Below are 23047 nucleotides of genomic sequence, written 5' to 3' on the forward strand. Positions count from 1 at the left end.
GAGGAAATAATTCATGATCTCAGTAAACGATTTCCGTACAGGTTTAACAATTATCGTTGACGGTAACTTATTCCGCGTACTAGAATTCCAACACGTAAAACCAGGTAAAGGTGCTGCATTCGTACGTTCTAAATTACGTAACCTACGTAACGGCAACGTAACAGAAAAAACTTTCCGTGCTGGTGAAAAAGTAGAAAAGGCAATGATCGAAAACCGCAAAATGCAATATTTATATGCACAAGGTGATGAGCATGTATTCATGGACTTAGAGTCATATGACCAAACAACATTAGCTGCTGCTCAAATCGAAGACGAACTTTACTACTTATTAGAGAACATGGAAGTTCATATCCAAACATATTCAGGAGAAATGTTAGGTCTTGAATTACCAAATACAGTAACTTTAGAAGTTGCTGAAACAGAGCCAGGCATTAAAGGCGATACAGCTTCAGGCGGTTCAAAACCAGCTAAAATGGAAACTGGATTAATGGTAAACGTACCATTCTTCGTTAACCAAGGCGACAAATTAATCATCAACACAACTGAAGGTACTTACGTTTCACGCGCATAATCGTACTGAAACAAAAGTGATAAAGGCAGGGATATTGTAGCAATACAATATTTCTGTCTTTTTTGTTGTGCTGCTTTAAGAAAGTAATGAAAATTATCCCAAATTATAGCTTGATAATGGAAGGCCAGGTATAATCGAAGAAAGGAGTGGATTGTTTATGATGGCAAAATTGCCGATTGATAAACCGATAGTACAGGCACCAATGGCAGGTATTACATCCCCTGAATTTGTAGCGGCATGCTGTGAGGCAGGTGTATTAGGTTCGATTGGTGCAGGGTATTTAAACGGCGGAGAAACGAAGCAATTTATACAGGATGTGAAAGCATTAACCGCAAAAACTTTTAGCGTGAATCTGTTTGTTCCGGAACATTCGAAAGCAGATCCTCAATTACTGCAACATGCAAGGGAAGCATTACAGCCTATCTGTGATGAGTTGAACGTTAATATACCGGCAGTTATTCCAACATCCGACGTTTTTCAAGACCAAGTACAAGCGATTCTTGAAGAAGATGTAATGATCGTCTCCTTTACATTTGGTTTGCCCGATAACGAAACATTATCAACACTTAAACAAAAGGGAGTATACTTGATCGGCACAGCAACTTCAGTGGAAGAAGCAATTGCAGTTGAACATGCTGGGCTGGATGCAGTCGTTGTCCAAGGAAAAGAAGCTGGCGGACACCGGGGGTCATTTATCGACCCAATGGCACTTCATTCAACGGCTGATCTGCTGAAAGCTGCAAAAGAAAAGGTTTCTTTCCCTGTCATCGCAGCAGGTGGAATTATGACAAAGCGACAAGTTAGTGACATGATTGAATTAGGGGCATCATATGTGCAAATCGGTACGGCGTTATTGACTGCAACTGAATGTGCGGCTCCCAAACTACATAAAGAGGCGATTTTAACTTCCGGCCAACAAGCAACAACATTGACAAAATCATTTACCGGCAAATATGCGCGCGGATTGAGAAACAAATTTACAGAGCAATTAAAAGAAGCGACTACCGCTCCATATCCGATCCAGCATTATTTGACACAACCGATACGAAAAGAAAGTGCCCGCCAAAACAATCGTGAATATATGTCTCTTTGGATGGGGGAAAATAGCTATTTGGCTAAAGAAGCATCCGTTAAAGATATTATCGAAACTCTCTTACCATAAAAATTTTTACACTAACGACAAAGGATAAAAACTTTCTCGTTGGTGTTTTTTTGTGCTTATTTGTTTGGATATTGCATATAGTTTCGTTAAGGAAGGAGGGCTTTATTGGAATTACAAGATGTGCTTCGTGTTGCAGGGATTGGGTTGATTATTGCACTTCTTCATTTATTCTTTGAGCATCTAGGAAAAAAAGAGTTTTCGTTTTTCTTGTTTTTCATTGCGTATCTATACATGACGATTGAATTAATTCGATTTTTGCGCTTGTTCTTTCAAGAAATTGTCGTATTTTTTCAATGGTTGACGGCTGTCTAGCTAAATGATTGCGCTATTTGCAAGTGTCATTTATTTAGTTCTGTTTTTATTTTTAAAACAGACAATGGACAAGCTGCATTCAATCATTGTCGTCATCGCTTTCTTTATTTTTTTCCAATTTGTTGTCCGAGAGCAACTCATCCCGCTTTGGCAGCGACTCGCAGTTATTTTCAATAATGTTCCATACAGTAAGGGACTGCTTTTTACGGCATTACTCTTTTTGCTGAATGAATTAATCTGTCAGCTATTAGATCAATTTGAATATGAAGCTTTTGCGACATTAGTGACGTTGTCCATTCGCATGACCGCAGTGTTATATTGGATCAATCTGCTACAACCGAAATTTCAGCTATTAATCCAATTATTAGAAAGGCTACAGTAATGCAGACAATTTATTCGATTTTTACTGAACCCATACAATCTTTATTGTTTTCTTTGCTGCTTGTAGCGATTTATATTTTGATGTATTTACTGCTACTTGCTTTAGTACCGAATGAAACCGTGTTGATAGAACAGTTATTTATTATTTTGTTTATCGTAGTATTTGCGCAAAATGTCGTCGATGCCTTTGTTGTGTTGTATGAGCTCATTGCCATACTTCAAAATTTCTTTATGGCTATTTTGCCAATCATGTCATTTATGCTGTTGACGATTCAAACCGTGTTTACGGCGATCGCATGGAACCCGATCATCATACTATTTGTCCAAGTAATTTTATTTGTCAGTACAAACGTAACAATACCTGCACTTGTCCTTGCATTAGTATTTGATGTATGCACAAAAATATATCCGGCCATTTCCTTTTCAAAAGCTGCAGATCTTATACGTTCCTCCATACTAAGCGTCATGATTGCGTCGGTAGTTGCATTGACATCGATTTTGACGCTTTCCGGTATCGCCTTTATCCAGCTGAATGATGCATTAAAATCTCCTATTAAAAAATTAATCGAGCAAAATATTCCGTTAATCGGTAGTTTGATTGTTGAGGGACTATCCTTTTTTCAGAAAACCCAGTCAACCGTATCGACCTTTGTCGGATTGTCCTTTTTAACAATTATTTGGGGTGCGGCTTTTTATCCGGCGACGGTGCTTTTGCTGCATGCACTGCTGTTTAAAATTATTGGTGCCATTATTGAACCGTTTACTAATATGCGTATGAGCGGTCTGTTTGATGATGTTGGAAAGACGATGTTTGTATTATGTGCAGTTGCTTTTTTGCTTGGCTTCGCAATTATGTTTATCGTACTGTTATTTATTTTCTTTATGCAGATGTCAATGGGGGGAAAAACATGATTCAATTATTTCTTTTTATTTTACTGGGCAGCAGTCTTCTCATATTCGCCGATGAGCGACAATGGCAGGTGTATGTAAAGCTCGCACTGTATTTATTCGTGACAAGCACAATTCTTTCATTGTTTGCATAACCGGTTTGTTTCGTTCATACATTATGTTGAAATCTAGTAGAGAAGGGGGCGTATACGCTTAATAATGTGGAAAAGAAACAAGCGAATCGTCCTATCTTATTAATTGTCATTGCCGTGGTATTTATCATTTTTTTATTCATGTTTCTATCACAACCGGAGAAAGGAGAAAGTTATAACTCAAATGAGGAACAGCTTGCCAAATTATTAAGTGAGATTCAGTCAGTCGGACAAGTCCAGGTTTATTTTCACTATGATCAACAAAGTGAACAGCAATTTTTGTCTGTCACACAACAGCAAAAGCTATCCGGTGTCATCATTGTGGCACAAGGAGCGAATAACACCGACGTGAAAACCATGCTAAAGGAAACAGTTGGGCATGTTCTGCAAATTCCGTCGCATCGTATTCAAGTAGTGCCAATGCAAATTAAGGGGGAAAACAAGTGAAAGTGAAAAAGCGAACAGTATGGTTCTTAACAGTAGTAAGTTTAGCTGCGGTAATTTCTGTATTTTATATTTTCGAAGACAATACGCCGAATATTTTAACGATCTTCTCTGATGAAACGATTGATGAAACAGATATTTTAGGAGTTAATCAAAATCTGACACAACCAGTTAACTCAGAAAGCGACTTATTCCAGGAAGTACGTTTAGAGTTAGCAAACAAACGCAGCCAGCAAAAAGAACAGTTGACACAAAAGATTGCTGCTGATGAATTTACAGCAGAAGAAAAGAATGAGGCATTCAATGAAATGGATGAACTGATCAAATTAGAATCTTCTGAAGCGATGCTGGAAATGCTTATTAAATCAATCGGCTATTCAGATGCCCTTGTCCGTATTGAAGGAGATAAAGTTGCTGTACGAGTAATGTCAGATGAAGTATCAGAGAAATTGGCAGACGAAATTTTATACGTTGTGCGCTCTGAATTTAAGGATTATGTAAATGTTAGTGTAGAATTCGAACCTTTTAATTAAAAGCGCGTCTTATTATAGTAAAGCAGTAAATGTGTTATATAGCAGTTGGAAATATTATTCTTTGTCTTAATATACGATTGTTCTGCTTTATGCCTATTTTTGAGCTATTTAAAATTATTTGTTTCAAAATAGTCCGAAAAATTATAAAATAGGGTTTGTATTGTTATTACTTTTTTTAAGGGAGAGTTAAAGATGTTCAAAGTTCAAGAAATCCGAGAAATTATTAAATTAGTAGATGCTTCATCAATCGACGAGTTTGTATATGAAGCGGACGGCGCAAAGGTTAAACTAAAGAAAAACAACGGTGTTACAGAAGTAGCAGCTCCTAAAAAAGTACAAGAAGCAGCACCGGTTGTAGCGGCAGCACCTGCTCCAGTACAAGTGGAAGCGGCACCAGCACCAGCTCCTAAAGCAGAAGCACCAGCAACACCAGTAGAAAACACGGCTGATTTACATAAAATCACGTCTCCAATGGTTGGAACATTCTATCAAGCTCCAAACCCGGAATCACCAGCATATGTAAAAGTAGGCGATAAAGTAGGCGAAGAGTCAATCGTTTGTATCGTAGAAGCGATGAAATTATTCAATGAAATCGAAGCTGAAGTTAAAGGTGAAATCGTAGAAATCTTAGTTCAAGATGGCCAATTGGTAGAATATGGTCAACCATTATTTTTAGTAAAAGCTGAATAAGGAGCGTATATACAAATGAAAAAAGTATTAATCGCAAACCGAGGCGAAATTGCAGTACGTATTATTCGTGCATGTAAAGAGCTAGGTATTCAAACGGTCGCAGTATATTCTGAAGCAGATGCGGATGCATTGCATGTAAAGCTTGCGGATGAAGCATACTGTATTGGACCAAAGTTATCGAAAGATTCGTATTTAAGTTTCCCGGCAGTTTTAGGGGTAGCACAAAAAACAGGTGCTGACGGGATCCACCCAGGTTATGGTTTCTTGGCGGAAAACGCAGCATTTGCTGAAGCTTGTGAAAACGCGGGTATTAAATTTATCGGTCCTTCTTCGGATGCGATTAAAATCATGGGGATTAAAGACGTTGCACGTGACACAATGGAAGCGGCAAACGTTCCGTTAGTTCCTGGTACAGGCATTGTACCGAATATCGAAACAGGTAAAGAATGGGCTGCGAAAATCGGATACCCTGTCATCATTAAAGCAACTGCTGGTGGTGGCGGTAAAGGGATCCGTGTTGCTCGCACAGAAGAAGATCTTGTAAAAGGAATCGAAATTACTCAAAAAGAAGCAGCGGCGGCATTCGGCAACCCTGGTGTTTACTTAGAGAAATTCATCGAGTATTTCCGTCACTGTGAGATCCAAGTATTAGCAGACAGCCAAGGTAATGTTGTACACCTTGGCGAGCGTGACTGTACAGTACAGCGCCGCATGCAAAAGCTTGTAGAAGAAGCGCCGTCTCCGGCACTATCTGAAGTGCGCCGTGCTGAAATGGGCGAAGCCGCTGTTAAAGCAGCGAAAGCTTGTAACTATGAAGGTGCTGGTACAATCGAGTTCATCTACGATTACCAGGAAGATCGTTTCTACTTCATGGAAATGAACACACGTATTCAAGTTGAGCACCCTGTAACAGAAATGATTACAGGTGTTGACTTAGTACAACAACAATTAAAAATCGCTTCTGGTCAAGAACTTCCGTTCAAGCAAGAAGACATCAAAATTAACGGCTGGGCAATTGAATGCCGCATTAACGCCGAAAATGCATACAAAAACTTCATGCCTTCAGCGGGTACTGTAGATACGTATGTAGTACCAGGCGGATATGGTGTCCGTATCGATTCTGCAGTTTATGCAGGTTATACAATCCCACCATACTATGATTCAATGGTCGCAAAACTGATTGTTCATGCTGACACTCGTGAAGAAGCAATCGCGAAGATGAACCGCGCGTTATCAGAATTTGAAGTAGCTGGACCTGGAATTAACACTACAATTCCATTCCATCAGGCTTTAATGAACAACGACGTATTCAAATCAGCGGAATTCAACACGAAGTTCCTTGAAGAGAATGATATTTTAGGCGTGAATGTAAAATCTTAATTAGCTAATAAGATATAACCCTCTAATTTTAAATTAGAGGGTTTTTTAATTTCTTGAAACTATTTTACAGTTTTATCGTCTGTACGTGGAATAGCTATTAATAAAGTAAGAGAGGAGGCAAAGATTAATGCAAATGGCTGCTCATGGAATAAAATAGCGAAAGGTTACCCCTATCTGAAAAGTTTGGTATATGTTAACATATATGTAAATCTTTTAACTTTAGAAAATATAAAAGGAAGTGTAATAAGTACATATGAAAAAGTTATTCAAACCATTGATAGGTGTTATAGCTATTGGTGCGATCACTCTATCTATCAATAATGATAAAAATGTGATTGCGAATGATATTGCTGATAAATGTGACTATGATGCGGCATCAAAAGTAAATCCCGATTACTCAACTATGAACTGTTTATTAACTAAAACAGCATTGGAATTTGATGTTCCTCCTGAAATAGTAAAAGCGGTAGCAGAAGGTGAAAGTGGAAATTGGCGCCATTTCGATAACAACGGCAAAGCAATCGTTACAGCTGATAATGGAATCGGCCTAATGCAAATTACAAATCAGGCGGGCTACAATGAAGAGAGACTGAAAAGCGACCTTGTCTATAATATTGAATCTGGTGTAAAAATTCTTGATAAAATGTTTGATCGATCGGATTTACCTAAAATTAATAATGGTGACAGAGAAGTCCTGGAATCTTGGTACTTTGCGATTATGGCTTATAATGGTACGAAGCCAGTAAATAGCCCAATTGTGCAAGCAACTGGTGAAAGAAATGTAAAAGCCTATCAAGAAAAGATTCTTGGGTTTATTAAGACATTTGAAAAAATAGACTTACAAGAGCTGCCATTTAAAAGCGAAGAGTTCCAATACGACTCCAACAGCAGAGATAATATTAAATTTTTAGAGCTGGATTATAACTTTGATTTACCGTTAACAAAATCAAAGTATTCTTTTGAAAAAGGTCAAAAAGTAAATGCTACAACGAATGTAACGGTTAGATCAAGACCTACTACGGATAGCGATTCTAAGGGGACTTTAAGTAAAGGTGAAACGGTTACTATTTCAGGTCCTTTTAAATATGAGGAAGTAGCAACCAAGAAAAACCATTTTGTCTGGTATCCGGTGAAAAGAAGTGACGGATCAGAGGGGTATGTAGCGTCTAGTTATTTGGAATACGCAGATTCAATATCAACACCTGGACCAACACCGCTACCTAAACCAACTCCTCCACCTCCAGTGATCATTAAACCTGACTACTCGGAGTATTTTAAGAAATTTTCCGACTTCCGGGATTTATGGTGGGCAGAAAGTATGGTTTGGGCAATCGACAAAGGTTACATTCAAGGTGACAGCACAATTCGAAATGAAAAAACAAATAAATTAGAAACACATTTATTACCGAACAAACAATTAACAGAAGCGCACTTCCTGACAATCTTCTTCCGTTATGCTGAAAATGATGCATTAGCTAATGCAAAAAGCACATCATCTTGGGGTAAAAGTAAAGTATACAACTTGGCGAAAAAGTATAATATGCCTGTGCGGGCAAGCGAAAAAACGAAAGCCTCAAGAGCTTTAGCTGAGGAAGGCATCAGACGCGGGAAACTGGCACAATTGATGGTTTCTTATTACTATGGGAAAGCAGTAAGCGAAGACACAGCTATTCAATTTTTCATCAAGAATGGGCTTACTACACAACCATCAATCAAAGAATTCAAGGCTAATGATATTTTAACACGTGCTCACATATCAGCATTTATACAGCGATACGAATCATTCGTATCAAAACAAAAATAATTGAAATAAAAAAACGGTTGCGTCCTATGCAACCGTTTTTTCATTTTACAGCAGTAAAATATCATAATTTGGGTAAAGTATGAAAGAAGAAATATGCTGATGTCTGCACCAGGATAAGAGAAATTTTTCTCGTTATTTAAAGGAAGAAATATCTCAAAAGGAGAGCTATAAAAAAATGGGTGAAATTTCTGAAAATAACCAATTTTCCTAATTTGAAAAAATGCTCATAATGGATTGCATTTTGCTATAGAAACGAATATTATATATAAGTTCTTAAAAATTGTTCGTGTTTTGAAAAGAGGAATGCAAATGTTTCAGTTAAAAGAAAATGGGACGACAGTTAAGCGTGAATTATTTGCGGGATTAACGACATTTTTAACGATGGCTTATGTCATTATTGTTAACCCGATTATTTTATCAGGTGCTGGAGTTCCGGTTGATCAAGTATTTATGGCTACAATTATCGCAGCAGTTATTGGAACAGGCTGGATGGCACTTTGTGCGAACTATCCGATTGCCGTTGCTCCGGGTATGGGATTAAACGCATATTTTACTTATACTGTTGTATTAGCTTCAAATGGAGAGATTACGTATACTACTGCCTTTTCAGCAGTATTTATTGCAGGTATTTTATTTATTATCATTAGTTTAACGCCATTCCGTGAAAAGCTCATTACAGCCATTCCGGAAAACTTGAAATTGGCAATTACTGCGGGTATCGGATTATTTATCGCGTTCATCGGTCTGCGTATGTCCAAAATCGTCATAGCTGATGAATCCAATTTAGTCAAGTTTGGTGACATCTCAGAGCCGGCACCGTTATTAACATTTATCGGGCTGTTCATTACAGTCGCATTAATGGCACGTAAAGTGAACGGAGCAATTTTTATCGGTATGATCGTGACTGCAATCATTGCGATGTTTACAGGACAGCTTTCAATCGATAAAGTAGTGGCGCTTCCGCATCTACCGGAAGGATTGATTGTATTCAATCCAATCACTGCGATTTCTGAAGTAATTGAATACGGTCTTTACGGTGTTATTTTTTCATTCATTTTAGTTACTTTATTTGATACTACAGGGACGTTAATCGGTGTATCAAAGCAGGCAGGATTATTGAAGGACGGGAAACTGCCGCGTGCACGTAAAGCACTTGTTTCCGATTCACTTGCAACCACTGCGGGTGCGATGTTCGGAACAAGCCCATCAACAGCATATTTGGAATCTGGTTCTGGTGTTGCAGTTGGTGGCCGAACAGGTCTAACAGCATTAACTGTTGCCGTACTGTTCATCATTGCTTCATTTTTCGGACCGCTTGTTAGTTCATTATCAGGTGTAGCAGCTATTACTTCGCCTGCATTAATTATTGTTGGTAGTTTAATGATTGGTGTCGTTAAAAATATGAAGTGGGATGAAATTGAAGAATCGTTCCCTGCATTTTTAGTTATTCTATCAATGCCGCTTACATCAAGTATTTCTACAGGGATCGCACTCGGTTTTATCAGCTATCCATTAATTATGCTTGTAAAAGGACGCGGACGTGAAGTACATCCGCTTGTATATATTTTCGCCGTTCTGTTTATTTTACAGTTAATCTATTTACCACATTAAAAAAAGTGCAGCTTCTTACTGAAGCTGCACTTTTTTTGTGATAATGTTCCTGTCTTATACATAAAAAGGATTGTTATTACATGATTAACGCAGGAGAAGCTAGAGATCACATTGAATCTCCAGCTCTTTTTTATTTAAAAAACAAATGGTTTATTTTCACTTTAAATTAAATACATCTTTTTAGCTTTTCTCTAAATACTAATGCAGAGGAAATTTATTAAGGAAGTGAACATATGAGCAGAAAAAAATGGAAAAGAATTGCTTTTATTTTATTTTTAGTCCTTTTATTTATATTTGCAGCTATGTATGTATTCAATAGTCTCGGTGAAGCGAAAGGAAGGGACTATTATGAAGAAACAGGTCAAATTATTTGGGATATTGAAACGGACGAAAAGGTAGTGGCCCTAACATTTGATGATGGGCCGCATCCGAAATATACCGGGCAAGTACTTGATTTACTTGAACAATATGAGGCGAAGGGAACGTTTTTTATCGTGGGGCAATTGGCTGAAAAAAGCCCCGAACTCGTTTTGCGGATGCATGAAAGTGGACATGAGATCGCCAATCATACGTACACACATCCTTATACAAAATCAGTTTCTCCCATTATGGAAGAGGTTAATCAAACATCCGATACAATTTTCAGCATTACAGGGGTGAAACCAAATTTATTTCGACCGGTCGAAGGTTATTATACAGATGAACTTGTTAAAGAATCAGTAAAAAACGGCTATAAAATTGTTATGTGGTCATGGCATCAGGATACAGAAGACTGGAAAGATCCAGGTGTAAACAAAATAGTAAATACGGTATTGAACGGTCTTGGAAATGGAAATGTCGTTTTATTCCATGATGGAGGAGGCAATCGGGAGCAGACGGTTCAAGCGTTGGAGAAAATATTGCCTGAGCTAAAAAAACAAGGGTACCGATTTATCACAATTTCACAAATGATCCGATTACAAAATGATTCGAACCAACATATCGTAGAGGAGGGGAAATGATGAAATATCGAATTGCTTTGATGATGACGGCCATTTTCATGTTAGGTTTTATGCCGGTTGCCGATGCTTCTGCCGAAGAGGACACCACCATGACAAAAGAACAGCTAATGCAAAAGAGGATGGACTACTATATACAGCATGAAAATATATTATTGCCCTGGTATTATTTAGCTGCCGTCGATCAATTTGAACGGAATATTCAGGAAGTGCGAAAGGATATACCAAAACGGGAAAGTGTCATTGCCATTCAATTTTCGGATGAATTTTGGTCCGGTATTTTAAATCCGGCGGGCAATGATACGTCCCCGGTTTCGATTGCTTACTTTAATGGAAGCGGTCTGGATGGAAACGGAGATGGGGTGGCAGACCGTGCCGATGATGCGGATGTATTATTTTCATTAGCGAACTATTTAAGACAGTACGGGTATGGTGAGGATAATTTTAAGTTGGCGTTATGGGACTATTATAAAAATGAAATATCAGTGAATCAAATACTTGTTATTGCAAAATTATATGAGAAATTCGGAACAATCAATTTAGATGATCATACATTTCCGTTATCAACTCATGCCGATTACAGCTATAGAGGAACATGGGGAGCAAATCGCGGCTGGGGAGGACGAAGAATTCATGAAGGAACAGATATTTTTGCCCCGTACAACACACCGGTCTATTCAACTTCATACGGTGTAATCGAAGTGATGGGCTGGAATCAGTTTGGCGGATGGCGTGTCGGTATTCGTGATAACCATAACTCTTATCATTATTATGCACACCTCGCTTATTTCCAAAAAGGACTCAAAGAAGGCGATATTGTCGAGGCAGGACAAATTATCGGCTATGTTGGAAGCACAGGGTACGGAAAAGAAGGAACAGCTGGAAAATTCCCGCCGCATCTCCATTATGGAATTTATAAATTTAATGGTCGCACAGAGTGGGCATTTGATCCATATCCAGCCTTGGCAAGATGGGAAAAAGAAGCGAAGCAAAGAAAACAATAATGATGGATTCCAATCTCGCTGTCTATAAAAGTGACGGTATCCCATATTAAATAAACATGGGCGTTTAGTGGTATTCCTTCTGTTAACAGAAGTTAAATTTCTGAATAAGCTATGAGATCTTTGCTTTTATAGATAGGGGAAATAAAATGAAAAAAAACTTCATTTATTTAGTACTGATCGGTCTTTGTTTACTTACAGGCTGTGAAAAAGCGTCGTATTCAGATGCTTCCGAAACCGGTGAAGAAGCACAGCAAATCAAAGCATCAACTACCGCACCATTACCGGAAAGTGAAACGATTGTCGGAGAATACCCGCTTATCTATCCAGCTGTCATTACATTAATTGATCCGAGAACAATGGAAATTGTGAAATCGTTCACACCACAAATATTAGGATACGGTACGGATGGCGAACTGTACGAAGCCAACATAAAAAAAATAGCGAGAGATTTAGCCAGAGGGACTAAGGAAAGGACCGGCTATGATCAAATAATGGTGCTTCATAAAGTCGGGGAGAATGGGGAAGTTATTGAAGGGAATCCTGGCGTCGTATTAAAGGAAAGTGAATTAGTCGAAAAAATCTTAACAGCTTCTCCAAAAGGTGATCATATTTTTTTACCGCTGTATATTTTGGAAACCAATCTCGAAATAGACATTCCATCATTGGATGAGGTGACCGTTGCTTCGTTTAAGACTTATTTTAATGGAGCACAAACCGGAAGAAGTGAAAATATCGAGCTTTCTTCAAAGGCCATCCATAATATTTTGGTTGGGGATGGAGATTATTTTTCTTTTAACACAATGGTTGGAGAGCGAACGGTGGAAAAAGGTTATCAACCGGCACCTGAAATTATCAATAAGGAGCTTGTGATGGGGATTGGCGGTGGAATTTGCCAAACATCCTCGACATTATTTAATGCCGTCGACCAGTTAGGAATTCGCATTACCGAAAGGCATCACCACTCACTGAACATCGGCTATGTCCCGACAGGTAGGGATGCCACGGTTTCTTACGGATCGCTCGATTTCAAGTTCCAAAATACGAGCGGTGCTCCGTTTTTAATTAAATCGTATTACAGTAAAGGTGCGCTGACAATCGCCATCACGACATCGCATCAATATAAGGATATATTTAAAAAGTAATGAAATGCTGCTCTTTACATAAGGGCGGTTTTTTATTTTGTTGGAGTGCCTTGATGAAAGAATATCCGCCATGACCCGTTTTCATTGCGCCAAAGAGAACTGCGGTTTTGGCTTTTGCCATTTGTTCGATTTGTAGTAACGAATCGTGTTTGCACAATCTGATCTGCAATTGAAATTGCCTGGAAATCCGCAATCATAAATAAACATTCATCAATACCTTCATTTGTTATCTCATTCAGTAGGTAAGATTTATCCATAATGCCTCCGGATGATCCGTATTCTAGAAAGTCCTCACTCAGGAGGCTGATAAAGTCTGCCTTTTTGTAATGCATGAGTTGTTGTTCTAAAAGCAGAAATTGATTGTTAAGTGCAGTCATAAATAACCCTCCATTCGAATTGACTATCAGTGGAACGATTTTCGATGTAAATCGTTTCTTTACATGGTATGATTTTGTCTTGTAGTTGTAAAGTAGGTTTAAGAAGGTGATTGTTATGTGGGAATCGATAAAATGGTTAATTCCGTCTGTTACCGCACCGACTGTAGCAGATGGTCTGGCCGCTGCTGCAATAATTGTCGTCGGTTTACTCGTCATTCGATTCATAATACGGCCGCTGCTATTCAAAATTGCGGATTTGTTCAATAAAAAAAATCATCCGGTTTTTGGAGACATTACTAAAAGTGTGTACCCATCAATACGTAACGCCATTATTTTCAGCCTTATTGTGATGGCGGCATCTTTATTAGTGGAAGTATGGCTATTTGATAATGCGAAACTCGGTATTTATATCGATTCAGTGTATGTATTTTTCGCGTTTAAAGCGCTGTATGATGTACTCGGTTTTTATTTGAAAAATCCGCACCGATTTGAAACAGGTAAAGATCAGGATATTTTAACGCCGTTTTTCTTAAGGATGAGTAAAGTTGCGGTTATGGTAATTGCGATGTTTACAATTGCGTCACTGTGGAACTTTAATTTAAACGGGTTTTTAACTGCGATTGGTCTAACAGGTGTTGCGCTCGCATTTGGTATTCGTGATACGCTCGCACATATATTCGGCGGGATGAGTGTTGCCCTGGATAAACCATTCCAAATTGGGGATTGGGTCATGTCGAGTGATGAAAAAATCGATGGGACGATTCAGGATATTAATTTGCGCAGTACGGTTATTCAAACATCCGATAAAGGGACAGTTTATGTACCAAACTCGTATTTGGTCAATCGACCGATTTACAATTTGTCGAATCGGACAGAAAGAAAAGTGGAGCATTTCCTGCATATTTCTATCGAAAACAGTGAGGAGAGTATTGTGAAGTTTTTGGAGTCGGTACGGGAGCAAATTTCATTACATCCGAAAATCTCGAAGAAAATTATTCATGTGGCGATGGATGAGCTGATGCCGACAAGCTGTCGTATTCTCATCCGATACTTTGTCGAGACGAATGATACAGGTAGTATGCTGCAAGTACGTCAGGAAATATTATTTGTGGCAAAACATTTCTGTGAAGTGTATGACATTAAACTAGTTGATCCGAATGACGGTCAGTATGCATGGAATAATGGATGATCATTGCCAAAATTAGAAAATGTGGCGTAACGGTTCTACATCCAGTCTATAATTGTAGTATACTGAACATAAGGATTTAAAGTAACAAGCGTTAGAAATCCATTAGTTTACATAAGAGAGGATGTATCGCAAATGGCTGAGAAACAACAAGTAGCATTCGTACAACCAACACCGGTTGGTAAAGAAGAATTAGGGAAGATTGAAGTCGCGCCAGAAGTAATTGAAGTTATCGCAGGTATCGCTGCAACAGAAGTGGAAGGAATCGCAGCAACACGCGGAAATTTCGCATCAGGTGTTGCCGAGCGTTTCGGTAAAAAAGTCCATTCGAAAGGCATCAAGTCAGCAATGTCTGAAGAAGGCAATATTGTCATTGATGTATTTTGCACTGTTAAATATGGTTATGCCATTCCAAAAGTGGCGAAAGAAGTGCAAACAACGATTCGACAAGCCATTTTGAATATGACAGCCATCGAAACAAGCGAAGTGAACATCCACATTACAGGAATTCAGTTCGAAACTTCAAAAGACGCAGAATAATCGTATAAACAAAAACCGAGCTCATTTAAATGAAGCTCGGTTTTTTTTCGTTCCTTTAGTGCTAAGGCTTTTAATTTAAAATGTTTTTCATATTTTTGTGAATTTTAGGATATGAACAAGGCGAAAATAGGGTATAGATTTAAAGTTTCATTTGGTAAGGAGGAAAACGGTATGGGAAACTTTTCTGCAAATGCAAGAGAGCGACTGAAAAAAACATTTATTGAAGACACCTTTGATCTGTTCGTTATTGGTGGTGGAATTACAGGTGCGGGAATTGCACTTGATGCCGCCACACGAGGGTTAAAAGTAGGGTTGGCAGAAATGCAGGACTTTGCGGAAGGTACGAGTAGCCGATCGACAAAACTTGTGCACGGCGGACTGCGCTACTTAAAACAATTCGAAATAAAAGAGGTTGCCGAGCTTGGTCGAGAGCGGGCAATTGTTTACGAAAACGGACCACATGTAACAACACCTGTATGGATGTTGCTTCCCTTCCATAAAGGAGGGACATTTGGTTCGTTTTCGACAGCGCTTGGATTGAAAGTATACGATATTTTAGCGAATGTCAAAAAGGATGAAAGGCGTTTTATGCTTTCTGCAGATGAAACGATTGCCCGTGAACCGCTTATTAAAAAGGACGGTTTGCTCGGTGGCGGCGTTTATGTAGAATACCGTACAGACGATGCGCGCCTGACAATTGAAGTAATGAAGGCGGCTGTTGCCAACGGGGCAATCGCAATGAATCACTTGAAAGTTGTCGGTATTGAAGCGAATAATGTGGCCTTTTCTAAAGTGACAGTGGAAGATCAGCTTACTGGGGAACAATATGAAATTAGAGCAAAGAAAGTCGTGAATGCGGCTGGTCCATGGGTTGATGATGTACGCAAATTAGATGGGGAACTTAATAACAAACATCTTATTTTATCGAAAGGTGTGCATCTTGTTTTCGACGAGGATGACTTCCCATTGCAGCAGGCGATCTATTTTGATACCGAAAAAGATGGACGTATGATTTTTGCAATTCCACGGGACGGCAAAGCATACGTAGGAACAACAGATACCTTTTATGAAGGGGATCCTGCAGGCATAAAGGTAACAAAAGAAGATCGACAATATATTATGGATGCCATTCATTACATGTTCCCGCAACTGCAGCTGACAGAAGATAAAATCGAATCGGCATGGGCCGGGGTGAGACCGCTTATCCACGAAGAAGGTAAGGGACCGTCGGAAATTTCACGTAAAGATGAAATTTGGCAATCGGAAAGCGGGCTTATTACGATTGCAGGAGGAAAACTGACAGGCTACCGTAAAATGGCGGAAAAAATTGTGGACCTTGTCGTAAAACAATTAAACGACGAATACCAGATGAAATACGGCAAATCAATTACAAAAAATCTTCCTATTTCGGGCGGGGAAACGAGCGGCTCGAAGTTTTTTGAATCGTTTGTAGAAAAACGGACGATGAAAGGCCAGGATCTCGGGTTAACGGAAGAAGAGAGCCGTTATTTAGCAAAATTCTACGGTACAAATGTTGATAAAGTATTCGATTATATTAAACAGGCAAAAGGGAACTTGCCGCCGATCGTTTACGGTCAGCTGTACTATGCGATAAACGAAGAAAGTGCATGTACTCCGACCGACTTTTTCGTTCGTCGTACTGGCGCCCTATTATTTAATATCCACCTAGTCAAACAATATAGACAGCTCGTTATTGATGAAATGAGTGACTACCTCAACTGGACAGCAGAACAAAAGCAGCAGCATACAGATCAGCTAGAACAGGAACTACAAGACGTAACGATGACTTAGTGAAAAGAGGCGAAGGGAATGTCAACATTTTTAGCAGAATTAGTAGGAACGATGATATTAATTGTTTTAGGTGGCGGGGTTGTTGCCGGTTCCTTGCTGAAATTTTCCAAAGCGGAAAATAGCGGCTGGGTCGTAATTACAATCGCCTGGGGTTTTGCCGTGGCAATCGCGGCATATACTGTAGGCGGAATAAGTGGTGCCCACTTAAACCCTGCATTGACAATAGCATTTGCAACAATTGGTGATTTCCCATGGGCGGATGTTCCGATGTATATTATTGCACAAATATTAGGGGCAATTATTGGCGCAATTATCGTATATATTGCCTATTTGCCACACTGGTCACAAACGAAAGATCAAGATGCGAAATTAGCCGTTTTTGCTACAATTCCTGCCATTCGCCATCCTTTGGCGAACATCGTAACAGAAATGATAGGGACTTTTATATTATTATTAGGGATTTTAGCATTAGGCGGTAATTCATTGGCTGATGGTATCAATCCATTGCTAGTCGGTATTATCGTTATTGCGATTGGTATGAGTTTAGGCGGACCAACAGGCTATGCCATCAATCCAGCCCGTGATTTAGGACCCCGTATCGCGCATTTCTTCTTACCGATACCAGGTAAGCGTGATTCGGACTGGTCTTATGCTTTCGTGCCGATTGTCGGGCCGATTATAGGTGGCGTAACAGGCGCACTATTTTACAAACAATTCTTTTTAAATGAAAATTCGGTGGCATTTTGGTTGTTTACAACGTTATTTGTTGTCATTTGTGTTATTGCATTTATTACACAATCCAAATCCGCTAAAAAGGAGATCGTATAATGGAAAAGTATATTATGGCTTTAGATCAGGGTACGACGAGTTCACGTGCCATTCTATTCAATAAAAAAGGGGATGTTGTTCATACAGCTCAGCAGGAATTTAAACAATATTTCCCGAAGTCGGGTTGGGTTGAGCATAATGCAAAGGAAATTTGGAGTTCAATTTTATCGGTAATTGCAAAAGTATTATCGGAAAATAATATCCAAGCGTCACAAATCGAAGGAATCGGAATTACAAACCAGCGTGAGACGACGGTTGTCTGGGATAAAAATACGGGTGAACCGGTATATAATGCAATTGTTTGGCAATCGCGCCAAACTGCGGATATTTGCGATTCTTTAAAAGAAGCCGGGCATAATGACCTGTTCCGTAATAAAACAGGTTTACTTATTGATGCTTATTTTTCCGGCACGAAAGTAAAATGGATACTGGATAATGTAAAAGGTACACGCGAAAAGGCAGAAGCGGGCGATCTATTATTCGGAACGATTGATACATGGATTATTTGGAAGCTGACAGAAGGAGCTGTTCATGTAACTGACTACTCGAATGCTTCGCGAACACTAATGTATAATATTTACGAATTAAAATGGGACGAGGAATTGCTGAACATTTTAGGGGTTCCTGCATCAATGCTTCCGGAAGTGAAACCGTCTTCTGAAATTTACGGGGAAATTGCGGGTAATCACTTCTTTGGTCATCGTGTACCGATTGCGGGTATCGCCGGAGACCAGCAGGCAGCATTATTCGGTCAAGCTTGCTATGAAAAAGGAATGGTAAAAAATACTTACGGTACCGGTTGTTTCATGCTGATGAATACAGGTGAGGAAGCGGTAAAATCTGAGCACGGCCTTCTTACAACCATCGCGTGGGGCTATGATGGTAAAGTGACATATGCGCTTGAAGGAAGCATCTTTGTAGCCGGTTCGGCGATTCAGTGGCTTCGTGACGGCCTTCGTATGTTCCGGAAATCTGCTGAAAGTGAAGCGTATGCAGCACGTGTCAAAGATACGGATGGGGTGTATGTTGTACCGGCGTTTGTGGGACTGGGAACACCGTATTGGGATAGTGAAGTGCGCGGCGCGGTATTCGGTTTGACACGCGGTACATCGAAGGAACACTTTATCCGTGCGACACTGGAATCGCTTGCCTATCAAACTCGCGATGTGTTGTCGGCGATGGAGTCTGATTCAGGCATCGACTTGAGAAAATTACGCGTTGACGGTGGTGCAGTTATGAACGACTTTTTAATGCAATTCCAGTCGGATATTTTAAACGTGCCTGTTGAACGCCCTTCAGTCAATGAAACAACGGCACTTGGTGCAGCTTATTTAGCCGGATTGGCGGTAGGGTTCTGGGAGAATCTCGATGAAGTGCAAAAGCATTGGCAGCTTGATCGCCAATTCGAGCCGGGAATGGATGAAGAGCAGCGCGAATCTTTATTCACAGGATGGCACAAAGCAGTTAAAGCTGCACAGGCGTTTAAGTGATAAAATATACTAGAAAATAAATGACCTTCAAGCCGTTTGGCAGCAGCTTCCTATCCTCTATTGGAATTATGCTATAATAGGTCATTATCTAGTTGAGGAGTTAAAATGATATGAGCAAAGATTATATTCGTATAGCAAATGAAGAGGATTTAACATTGATTAACGCTTACTTTAAGCAAGCATTGTCACACTATGAAGAAGCCGGAGAACTGATGGCTATGCAAGACATCCGTTATTTCCTGGAAAATATGGAGCATTTCCAGTTCTACGTACTAAAAGAAACAGCTGAACAAATTACGTACCTGTTTGAGTTCCCGGAATCAGGAAACGAAAAGCGCGAAACAGGCACGCTAATGATTCCGTTACAGAATAATTAGAGCTAAAAAGTATAAAGACGACATGTTGATTTATCTCAAACATGTCGTTTTTTTATCGCAAATTTCACCATTTTAAGGAAGAATACAAAAATCTCTTTTAACAGCCAAAAATTTTCTGTCAAACTGTGCGATGCCTTGCAAAATATGCTATGATAACAAGTAATGCTACTTATGAAGGAGAGCTATTATTTATGAAACGAACAGAGGCGCGTCAAAAAGCGTTACAAGCTTTGTTTCAGTTAGACAGCACAGAATTAACAATAGAAGAGGCGATTGGCCATGTTCTTGAAGAAGAACAAAAATCGAATGCCTTTTTGGAGCAATTAGTTCGTGGGACAACTGAAAATCTAGAAGCAATTGATGCAGCGCTAGAAAAAAACCTGGAAAAGTGGACGATCAATCGTCTGCCAAAAATTGAAAGAACAATTTTACGTTTAGCTGTATATGAATTATTATACGCAGAAGAAACGCCAAACAAAGTTATTATGAACGAAGCAATCGAGCTATCTAAAACATTCGGTGACGATAAATCAAGCAAGTTCGTCAATGGTGTACTTTCGAAATTTACTGAGCAATAAATCAACAAATGTATTCAATTCTATAAAGATTAATATATCAAGATTTAACTGGTAGGTTGTCATAACAAGCGTCAGTGTTTATTAAAAATGCAAGCAGTAGGCAGCCTTTCCGATTGTCGTAATCACTGGAAGGAGCAACAACATGTCAAGCGTAATTATTAACGGTAAAGAAATCGGTCAAGAAATTCGAACAGGGGTCGCTACTCGTGTAAAGAAGCTGAAGGAAAATGGGATTACACCCGGTTTAGCTGTCATTTTAGTAGGAGACAATCCCGCATCCAAAACATATGTAGCAAACAAGCAAAAGTCTTGTGAGCAAATCGGGATGTATTCGGAACTTGTCAAACTACCTGAAGATATTTCAGAACAGGCTTTACTTGAAAAAATTCGTGAATTAAACGAACGTGCTTCAATTCACGGTATTCTCGTTCAGCTTCCATTACCGAAACATATCAACGAGGATAAAGTAATCCAAACGATCTCTCCAGAGAAAGACGTGGATGGATTCTCACCGATTAGTGTAGGGAAAATGATGCTTGGACAGGATACATACTTGCCATGTACTCCTTATGGGGTTATGAAAATGCTCGAACATGCCGGAATAGATGTTGCAGGAAAACATGCAGTCATCGTAGGACGCAGCCATATCGTCGGGAAACCGATGGGACAACTATTGTTGCAAAAAGATGCTACAGTAACGTATACACATTCTAAAACACCGGATTTACCGTCCTTTACGAAACAGGCCGATATTTTAATTGCTGCTGTCGGCCGTGCAAACTTTATTACAAGTGAGCATATTAAAGAAGGGGCGGTTGTCATTGATGTAGGGATTAACCGTAACCAAGACAACCGTTTATGCGGTGATGTCGATTTTGACGATGTACAAGGAATCGCTTCACATATTACACCCGTTCCAGGCGGTGTCGGTCCAATGACAATTACGATGTTACTGGAAAACACGGTACAAGCAGCTGAAAAAGAGTTAGAACGTCAAGAGAAATAATCTAACTTCAAAAATCACGATTTTGATGTAGATCAAAATCGTGATTTTTAGCTTATAGGGTACAATAAGGAATACTTTACGATAAATAGAGATAATTATTCTGCTTATTTTTCCTCTTTACTTATTGAAGAACAGGCAATTCCGCCGTTCGTATCAAAAATCACAAAAGAACTACCGTAAAGGAGCAATACGTTTATGACATCGAATTCTTATTTATCCGTAAAAGCATTAACTAAATATATTAAACGAAAATTTGAAGCCGATCCGCATTTACGTGATGTGTACGTAACGGGAGAGCTTTCGAATGTAAAAGTACATAGTTCAGGTCATATCTATTTCACGCTGAAAGATGACAGCTCACGTATTAACGCTACGATGTTCCGTTCACAGGCTTCGAAACTTTCCTTTAAGCCTGAAGAAGGGATGAAAGTTTTTATACGAGGCGATGTGAATGTCTATGAAGCAAGCGGCGCGTATCAGCTTTATGCACAAACGATGGAGCCGGACGGGATTGGCGGATTGTTCGTCGCATTTAATCAGTTGAAGGAACGTCTCCAGAAAGAAGGACTATTCAACCCGGATTTTAAACAGCCGATTCCGCAATTTCCGAAAACGATCGGTGTATTAACAGCGACGACTGGTGCAGCCATTCGCGATATTTGCACAACGATTAACCGACGCTATCCACAGGCTGAAATTTTAATTTATCCGACGCTTGTACAGGGAGCAGGCGCGGCACCAAATATTACTGAAAATATTTATTTAGCGAATCGCCATGGATTTTGTGATGTACTCATTGTTGGTCGTGGCGGCGGATCAATTGAAGATTTATGGGCATTCAATGAAGAGATCGTCGCACGGGCGATTTTTGAAAGCCGTATTCCGGTTATTAGTGCTGTCGGACATGAAACCGATACGACCATTGCGGATTTTGTCGCGGACTTGCGTGCACCGACACCAACTGCTGCGGCAGAACTGGCCGTCCCAAATCAGCAGCAACTGTATCAGCAAATACTACATCATCAGTCGATTCTCCATCAAATGATGACATCAAAGCTCAATTTTGAACGCAATCGCTTAACGAAACTGCAAAATTCCTATCCGCTTGCAACACCTGAGCGATTATATCGTCCTTTTATTGAAAGGCTAATTCAGGTGGATTTATCACTGCAAAATGCAACGAAGCTTTATATGATGAATGAGAAATCAAAGCTGCAGTCAATAGACAGCAAGATGAAGCTGTATTCTCCGGTGCATCAGTTAACTGCCGCAAAACAGCAGCTCGCACACCGTACGCAAACTTTAACGAATCGAATGCAGCAACAGCTCGCACAAAATAAAGTCGCTTTTACAAATCAGCTGCGTATGTTGGAGGCGTTAAATCCGCTCGCATTAATGAGTAAAGGCTTCAGCGTGGCATATAAAGAGGAAAACGTAGTAAAATCAGTTCACGAGCTGGAAAAAGGCGACGTGATTGAAGTGACGTTTCACGATGGATATGCCGAAGCGAAAATTGAGAAAAAGCATGTGCAAAAGGAAGGGGAAGCAAAGTGACAAAACCGACATTTGCGACAGCAATGACAGAATTAGAAGATGTTGTACGTAAGCTTGAACAAGGAGATGTTCCACTGGAAGAAGCAATTGACCTTTACAAAAAAGGAATGGAACTATCAAAACTTTGTCATGATACACTGCAAAACGCAGAACAGCAATTAATTTCAATCGTTGGAGAAGATGGTGAAAAGAAAGCTTTCCAACAAGGGAATGGAGAAGACTAACAG

The 23047-nt window shown here is 39.5% G+C and carries 26 protein-coding genes; 25 read left to right on the top strand and 1 reads right to left on the bottom strand.

Going from position 1 to position 23047, the window contains the following annotated elements; all coding sequences use genetic code 11:
• The first annotated feature begins 13 nt into the window (after window positions 1–13).
• The 15 genes from efp (at window position 14) to ABS917_RS03805 (ending at window position 13072) form a co-directional block, all read left to right on the top strand.
• Complete coding sequence (gene efp / locus ABS917_RS03735) at window positions 14–571, top strand: elongation factor P (protein ID WP_008404273.1); 558 nt, start codon at window positions 14–16, stop codon at window positions 569–571.
• Between the two features lie 157 nt (window positions 572–728).
• Window positions 729–1733: an NAD(P)H-dependent flavin oxidoreductase gene (locus ABS917_RS03740; RefSeq protein WP_350477734.1), complete on the top strand. Its 1005-nt coding sequence runs from the start codon at window positions 729–731 to the stop codon at window positions 1731–1733.
• 105 nt (window positions 1734–1838) lie between these two features.
• Complete coding sequence (locus ABS917_RS03745; protein ID WP_008404269.1) at window positions 1839–2045, top strand: hypothetical protein; 207 nt, start codon at window positions 1839–1841, stop codon at window positions 2043–2045.
• 4 nt (window positions 2046–2049) lie between these two features.
• Complete coding sequence (locus tag ABS917_RS03750; RefSeq protein WP_008404267.1) at window positions 2050–2427, top strand: hypothetical protein; 378 nt, start codon at window positions 2050–2052, stop codon at window positions 2425–2427.
• On the top strand, window positions 2427–3338 hold the full coding sequence (locus tag ABS917_RS03755) for a stage III sporulation protein AE (protein WP_350477735.1): 912 nt from the start codon (window positions 2427–2429) through the stop codon (window positions 3336–3338). Before ABS917_RS03750 ends, ABS917_RS03755 begins: the two co-directional genes overlap by 1 nt.
• Window positions 3335–3469 (top strand): hypothetical protein, encoded by a 135-nt coding sequence (locus tag ABS917_RS03760; protein ID WP_269454576.1) that lies wholly within the window; start codon window positions 3335–3337, stop codon window positions 3467–3469. Before ABS917_RS03755 ends, ABS917_RS03760 begins: the two co-directional genes overlap by 4 nt.
• A gap of 66 nt (window positions 3470–3535) precedes the next feature.
• Window positions 3536–3913: a hypothetical protein gene (locus ABS917_RS03765; RefSeq protein ID WP_350477736.1), complete on the top strand. Its 378-nt coding sequence runs from the start codon at window positions 3536–3538 to the stop codon at window positions 3911–3913.
• Window positions 3910–4443 (top strand): SpoIIIAH-like family protein, encoded by a 534-nt coding sequence (locus tag ABS917_RS03770; protein WP_008404261.1) that lies wholly within the window; start codon window positions 3910–3912, stop codon window positions 4441–4443. The genes ABS917_RS03765 and ABS917_RS03770 overlap by 4 nt, the downstream gene beginning before the upstream one ends.
• Window positions 4444–4635: 192 nt before the next feature.
• Window positions 4636–5133: an acetyl-CoA carboxylase biotin carboxyl carrier protein gene (accB, locus tag ABS917_RS03775; protein ID WP_350477737.1), complete on the top strand. Its 498-nt coding sequence runs from the start codon at window positions 4636–4638 to the stop codon at window positions 5131–5133.
• Between the two features lie 15 nt (window positions 5134–5148).
• A complete protein-coding gene (gene accC, locus ABS917_RS03780; protein WP_350477738.1) occupies window positions 5149–6513 on the top strand; it encodes an acetyl-CoA carboxylase biotin carboxylase subunit in 1365 nt (454 codons plus the stop codon).
• Between the two features lie 253 nt (window positions 6514–6766).
• A complete protein-coding gene (locus ABS917_RS03785) occupies window positions 6767–8317 on the top strand; it encodes an SH3 domain-containing protein (protein WP_350477739.1) in 1551 nt (516 codons plus the stop codon).
• A gap of 309 nt (window positions 8318–8626) precedes the next feature.
• Entirely contained in the window at window positions 8627–9928 is a 1302-nt protein-coding gene (locus ABS917_RS03790; RefSeq protein WP_350477740.1) for an NCS2 family permease, read from the top strand.
• A 233-nt stretch (window positions 9929–10161) separates the two neighbouring features.
• On the top strand, window positions 10162–10929 hold the full coding sequence (locus ABS917_RS03795) for a polysaccharide deacetylase family protein (protein ID WP_350477741.1): 768 nt from the start codon (window positions 10162–10164) through the stop codon (window positions 10927–10929).
• On the top strand, window positions 10929–11930 hold the full coding sequence (locus tag ABS917_RS03800; protein WP_350477742.1) for a M23 family metallopeptidase: 1002 nt from the start codon (window positions 10929–10931) through the stop codon (window positions 11928–11930). The genes ABS917_RS03795 and ABS917_RS03800 overlap by 1 nt, the downstream gene beginning before the upstream one ends.
• A 146-nt stretch (window positions 11931–12076) precedes the next feature.
• Complete coding sequence (locus ABS917_RS03805) at window positions 12077–13072, top strand: VanW family protein (protein WP_350477743.1); 996 nt, start codon at window positions 12077–12079, stop codon at window positions 13070–13072.
• Between the two features lie 32 nt (window positions 13073–13104).
• On the opposite strand, the gene ABS917_RS03810 is transcribed toward ABS917_RS03805, so the two are convergent.
• Complete coding sequence (locus ABS917_RS03810) at window positions 13105–13449, bottom strand: nuclear transport factor 2 family protein (protein WP_350477744.1); 345 nt, start codon at window positions 13447–13449, stop codon at window positions 13105–13107.
• Window positions 13450–13564: 115 nt separating this feature from the next.
• Between ABS917_RS03810 and ABS917_RS03815 the strand changes: the two genes are divergently transcribed.
• The 10 genes from ABS917_RS03815 (at window position 13565) to xseB (ending at window position 23044) form a co-directional block, all read left to right on the top strand.
• Window positions 13565–14638, top strand: a complete 1074-nt coding sequence (locus tag ABS917_RS03815; protein ID WP_350477745.1) for a mechanosensitive ion channel family protein — start codon at window positions 13565–13567, stop codon at window positions 14636–14638.
• A gap of 132 nt (window positions 14639–14770) precedes the next feature.
• The gene (locus tag ABS917_RS03820) at window positions 14771–15175 is read left to right on the top strand and encodes an Asp23/Gls24 family envelope stress response protein (protein WP_008404246.1); all 405 of its coding nucleotides are present in this window, start codon (window positions 14771–14773) and stop codon (window positions 15173–15175) included.
• A 171-nt stretch (window positions 15176–15346) separates the two neighbouring features.
• Window positions 15347–16987: a glycerol-3-phosphate dehydrogenase/oxidase gene (locus ABS917_RS03825; RefSeq protein ID WP_350477746.1), complete on the top strand. Its 1641-nt coding sequence runs from the start codon at window positions 15347–15349 to the stop codon at window positions 16985–16987.
• Window positions 16988–17005: 18 nt separating this feature from the next.
• The gene (locus ABS917_RS03830) at window positions 17006–17815 is read left to right on the top strand and encodes an MIP/aquaporin family protein (protein WP_350477747.1); all 810 of its coding nucleotides are present in this window, start codon (window positions 17006–17008) and stop codon (window positions 17813–17815) included.
• The gene (gene glpK, locus ABS917_RS03835; protein WP_350477748.1) at window positions 17815–19305 is read left to right on the top strand and encodes a glycerol kinase GlpK; all 1491 of its coding nucleotides are present in this window, start codon (window positions 17815–17817) and stop codon (window positions 19303–19305) included. The genes ABS917_RS03830 and glpK overlap by 1 nt, the downstream gene beginning before the upstream one ends.
• Window positions 19306–19415: 110 nt before the next feature.
• Window positions 19416–19682, top strand: a complete 267-nt coding sequence (locus ABS917_RS03840) for an aminopeptidase (protein ID WP_350477749.1) — start codon at window positions 19416–19418, stop codon at window positions 19680–19682.
• A 191-nt stretch (window positions 19683–19873) separates the two neighbouring features.
• Window positions 19874–20260 carry a transcription antitermination factor NusB gene (nusB, locus tag ABS917_RS03845; RefSeq protein WP_079527600.1) on the top strand — a complete coding sequence of 129 codons (387 nt, stop codon included), beginning with the start codon at window positions 19874–19876 and terminating at the stop codon, window positions 20258–20260.
• A 142-nt stretch (window positions 20261–20402) separates the two neighbouring features.
• Window positions 20403–21266, top strand: coding sequence for a bifunctional methylenetetrahydrofolate dehydrogenase/methenyltetrahydrofolate cyclohydrolase FolD (folD, locus tag ABS917_RS03850; RefSeq protein WP_350477750.1), 864 nt, complete (start codon window positions 20403–20405; stop codon window positions 21264–21266).
• Window positions 21267–21461: 195 nt separating this feature from the next.
• Window positions 21462–22820, top strand: a complete 1359-nt coding sequence (gene xseA / locus ABS917_RS03855) for an exodeoxyribonuclease VII large subunit (RefSeq protein ID WP_350477751.1) — start codon at window positions 21462–21464, stop codon at window positions 22818–22820.
• On the top strand, window positions 22817–23044 hold the full coding sequence (gene xseB / locus ABS917_RS03860) for an exodeoxyribonuclease VII small subunit (RefSeq protein ID WP_350477752.1): 228 nt from the start codon (window positions 22817–22819) through the stop codon (window positions 23042–23044). The genes xseA and xseB overlap by 4 nt, the downstream gene beginning before the upstream one ends.
• The last annotated feature ends 3 nt before the right edge of the window (window positions 23045–23047 follow it).

The sequence above is a fragment of the Solibacillus sp. genome (assembly GCF_040273735.1).
Lineage (GTDB): Bacteria > Bacillota > Bacilli > Bacillales_A > Planococcaceae > Solibacillus.

Excerpts from the sequence above, each read along its gene's own strand:
- ABS917_RS03830 (WP_350477747.1), top strand. The coding sequence starts at position 17,006 with ATGTCAACATTTTTAGCAGAATTAGTAGGAACGATGATATTAATTGTT.
- ABS917_RS03755 (WP_350477735.1), top strand. The coding sequence starts at position 2,427 with ATGCAGACAATTTATTCGATTTTTACTGAACCCATACAATCTTTATTG.
- ABS917_RS03760 (WP_269454576.1), top strand. The coding sequence starts at position 3,335 with ATGATTCAATTATTTCTTTTTATTTTACTGGGCAGCAGTCTTCTCATA.
- ABS917_RS03750 (WP_008404267.1), top strand. The coding sequence starts at position 2,050 with ATGATTGCGCTATTTGCAAGTGTCATTTATTTAGTTCTGTTTTTATTT.
- ABS917_RS03740 (WP_350477734.1), top strand. The coding sequence starts at position 729 with ATGATGGCAAAATTGCCGATTGATAAACCGATAGTACAGGCACCAATG.
- ABS917_RS03825 (WP_350477746.1), top strand. The coding sequence starts at position 15,347 with ATGGGAAACTTTTCTGCAAATGCAAGAGAGCGACTGAAAAAAACATTT.
- ABS917_RS03790 (WP_350477740.1), top strand. The coding sequence starts at position 8,627 with ATGTTTCAGTTAAAAGAAAATGGGACGACAGTTAAGCGTGAATTATTT.
- efp (WP_008404273.1), top strand. The coding sequence starts at position 14 with ATGATCTCAGTAAACGATTTCCGTACAGGTTTAACAATTATCGTTGAC.
- accB (WP_350477737.1), top strand. The coding sequence starts at position 4,636 with ATGTTCAAAGTTCAAGAAATCCGAGAAATTATTAAATTAGTAGATGCT.
- ABS917_RS03810 (WP_350477744.1), bottom strand. The coding sequence starts at position 13,449 with ATGACTGCACTTAACAATCAATTTCTGCTTTTAGAACAACAACTCATG.
- ABS917_RS03820 (WP_008404246.1), top strand. The coding sequence starts at position 14,771 with ATGGCTGAGAAACAACAAGTAGCATTCGTACAACCAACACCGGTTGGT.
- glpK (WP_350477748.1), top strand. The coding sequence starts at position 17,815 with ATGGAAAAGTATATTATGGCTTTAGATCAGGGTACGACGAGTTCACGT.
- ABS917_RS03815 (WP_350477745.1), top strand. The coding sequence starts at position 13,565 with ATGTGGGAATCGATAAAATGGTTAATTCCGTCTGTTACCGCACCGACT.
- ABS917_RS03840 (WP_350477749.1), top strand. The coding sequence starts at position 19,416 with ATGAGCAAAGATTATATTCGTATAGCAAATGAAGAGGATTTAACATTG.
- ABS917_RS03785 (WP_350477739.1), top strand. The coding sequence starts at position 6,767 with ATGAAAAAGTTATTCAAACCATTGATAGGTGTTATAGCTATTGGTGCG.
- ABS917_RS03800 (WP_350477742.1), top strand. The coding sequence starts at position 10,929 with ATGAAATATCGAATTGCTTTGATGATGACGGCCATTTTCATGTTAGGT.
- accC (WP_350477738.1), top strand. The coding sequence starts at position 5,149 with ATGAAAAAAGTATTAATCGCAAACCGAGGCGAAATTGCAGTACGTATT.
- nusB (WP_079527600.1), top strand. The coding sequence starts at position 19,874 with ATGAAACGAACAGAGGCGCGTCAAAAAGCGTTACAAGCTTTGTTTCAG.
- folD (WP_350477750.1), top strand. The coding sequence starts at position 20,403 with ATGTCAAGCGTAATTATTAACGGTAAAGAAATCGGTCAAGAAATTCGA.
- ABS917_RS03805 (WP_350477743.1), top strand. The coding sequence starts at position 12,077 with ATGAAAAAAAACTTCATTTATTTAGTACTGATCGGTCTTTGTTTACTT.
- ABS917_RS03795 (WP_350477741.1), top strand. The coding sequence starts at position 10,162 with ATGAGCAGAAAAAAATGGAAAAGAATTGCTTTTATTTTATTTTTAGTC.
- xseA (WP_350477751.1), top strand. The coding sequence starts at position 21,462 with ATGACATCGAATTCTTATTTATCCGTAAAAGCATTAACTAAATATATT.